The 2,685-nt window shown below is 73.9% G+C and carries 1 protein-coding gene and 1 pseudogene; one reads left to right on the top strand and one right to left on the bottom strand.

Going from position 1 to position 2,685, the window contains the following annotated elements:
* Positions 1-1,319 (top strand): TolC family protein (locus AX737_RS28500; protein WP_210173143.1); only part of this gene is annotated, 1,319 nt, incomplete at its 5' end.
* A gap of 144 nt (positions 1,320-1,463) precedes the next feature.
* Here the strand turns inward: AX737_RS28500 and AX737_RS34980 are convergent.
* A pseudogene (locus AX737_RS34980) lies at positions 1,464-2,685 on the bottom strand (hypothetical protein); the annotation flags it as partial.

The raw sequence follows: 2,685 nt of genomic DNA, 5'->3' as shown, positions 1-2,685 counted from the left end.
GTCCATCAGCTGCGCCGAGCCGAGAGCCGGCGCTGCCGCGCGGGCCGGCTCTCGGCTCGGCGCAGCTGATGGACGCCGTCGCGATCGCGATCGGCGAGAGCGACCTCGTGCGGAGCTCGGCGGCCGAGCGGGCCGCGGCGGAGACGCGGGTCGGCCGCGCCTGGGCCGCCTTCGCGCCGACGATCTCGGGCACGGCCTGGATCGGCAGCGATCCCGTCGCGGCGCCCTCGATCCACGATCCGGGCAAGTCCGCCGGCCTCTCGGTCGCCCTGCCGCTCCTCGACGGCGGGACGCGCCTGTTCACCGAGCGGAGCGCGGAGAGCGCGGCGCGCGCCGCCGCCGCGGATGTCCGCCGCGTCACCGAGGGCGTGGCGCTCGAGACCATCAACGCCGCCGTCGAGCTGAACTTCGCGGTGCGCCAGTCCAAGGTGCTCGAGGACAACCTCCGGGACCTCGTCCGCCTGCAGAAGGCGGTGCGCGGGCGGGTCGCGGCGGGCCACGCGAGCCAGGGCGACGTTGCCGATCTCGAGGCGGAGCTGAACGACGTTGCCCGGGGCCTCGTCGGCGCGCAGGCCTCCTTCCAGAAGTCGCAGACCGTGCTCGCCGCCCAGCTGCGGCAGGCGGCCCCGGGCCGCGTCGTGCTGCCCGACCTGGAGGCCGTGCCGCGGCACGGGCTCGACCGTCTCGCCGCGCTCACCCGGGCGCGCAATTCCGGGGTCCAGGCCGGCTGGCACCGCTACGAGGCCGCGGCCGAGGCGCGCAAGGCGGCCGCCGGGCGCTACCTGCCGCGGCTCGACCTGAGGGCCGATTACAGGGCCGTCCAGAACTACCGCAGCGTCAGCTCGCCCGCGGGTCTCACCGTCGGGCTTCAGCTCAACGTCCCGCTGGTCGAGCTGACCACGCTGGCCGACATCCGCGAGGCGGGCGAACTCGCCGACGCGGCCATGCACCGGGCGATGGCCGAGGACCGCCGGGCCGTCACGCAGCTCCGGATCGACTGGGTCGAGTTCCAGTCGGCCGGCGAGCGGGGGACGTTCGCGCGCCGCAAGGCGGCAGCCCTCCGGGCGGCCTACGCCGCCAAGGTCGATCAGTACGAGATCGGCCTGCTGCCGATCGACGACGTGCTGCTGACCCGCCGCCGCCTCGTCCTGGCGACGCTGGAGGAGCTGGAGGCCGGCAACGCCCGGTTCACGGCGATCGCCCGGCTGGCGCTCACCGCGGGCCTTCTGGGCGAGATCGTCGGCGCCCCGACCGCCGAGGCCTCCCTCGGGTCGTCCCTGAACCAGCGCGTCCGGCGGGGCGACGTCCGGTCTCGATAGTCCGAACGAGAGCGCTCTGCGCCGGAGCGGATGCCGGTTCGGCGAAAGAGAGCGCGTCGCAGCAGCGGCCGAGAGCCGCTCCGGATCGCAACGCGATCGGGAGCGGCTCCGGGCGGTGTCCCGTCCCCGGGGCCGGGGCGACGGTCAGCCCGAGAGGTGATCCACCGTCACCGTCTCCCCGGAGCCGTGGAAGTACACGGCCTCGACATCGTGCAGGACGTCGCGGCCCTCGGCGGCGCTCGTGACGTGGAGCGTCCCGTCCGCGTCCTTGAGGAAGGTGTAGTCCGACGCCTTGCCGGCGAACTCGGCCACGTCCCGGCCGGCACCCCCCTCGATGGCGTCGTCGCCCTTGCCGCCGACGAAGCGGTCGTCGCCGGCACCGCCCCGCATCACGTCGGCGCCGTCGGTGCCGACGATGAAGTCGTCCTTCTCCGTCCCGACGAACAGCGTGCCCGCGGCCGTGGGCTGCCCGACGATCCCGCTCTTGACCGCGGCGACGCTCGCCACGCTTCCGATATGCCCGTCGCCCGGATCGGCCGCCAGGACCCCGGCGGGCTCGACCGTCGCTCTGGCCGTCTCGAAACCGGTGTAGTTCACCCCCTGCCACGTCAGCGCCTTGCCCAGGGTGTTCCAGCCGCCGTCCGCGAGCGGCGACCAGCCCGCGGCCTTCGCGGCGGCGTCGAAGGCCGTCTTCTGCGCGCCGGTCACGACGATCTCGAGGCTGTCGGTTCCGGCGCCGCCGTTGATGGTGCCGGAGGTGTCGCGGGTGGTGGTGCCGATCTTCAGCCGGTCGTTGCCTCCGCCGAGGTTCACCGTGCCGTCGATCTGCCAGTCGCGGCCGATCTCGACCGTCTCGCTGCCGGAATTCGCCCCCGCGAAGCCGCCCTTCAGCGTCAGCCCGTCGCCGATCCGCACCGCTGTCGTGTTGTTCGCCCCCTGCAGGCTCAGGCCGCCGTTGACGGTCACGCCGCTGCCCAGCGTCACCGTCTTCGCGGCGTTCGAGCCGTCGGCGGAGATTGCCCCGCCGATCACCGAGCCGGCGCCGATCGTCAGCGCCAGCTCCATCGCGTCCGCGGCCGTGCCCGAGCCGTTCATCGCGATCAGGTAGTCGGTCGTGACCTTCTCCCCCAGCGTCAGGCTCTGGGCGGCCCCGGCCCCGCCCCCGTTCATCGCGATGTAGCTGAGCTTGCCCCCGTCGCCGACGCTCACGCTGTTGGCGACGCCGTTGGCGCCCATGTAGATGTCGCCGCCGTTGAGGTTGGCGCCCTTGCCGAGGCTCAGGCTCGCGGGCCCGCTGCTGGCGTTGAAGTCCAGGTTGCCCCCCTGCAGGGTGAACCCGTCCCCCGCGCTCAGGCTGTTCGCGCCC

The sequence above is a fragment of the Methylobacterium sp. CCH5-D2 genome (genome assembly GCF_001556475.1).
Classification (GTDB): domain Bacteria; phylum Pseudomonadota; class Alphaproteobacteria; order Rhizobiales; family Beijerinckiaceae; genus Methylobacterium; species Methylobacterium hispanicum.
The sequence above is the reverse complement of the archived record's forward strand: the minus strand, read 5'-3'. Positions and strand labels throughout refer to the sequence as shown.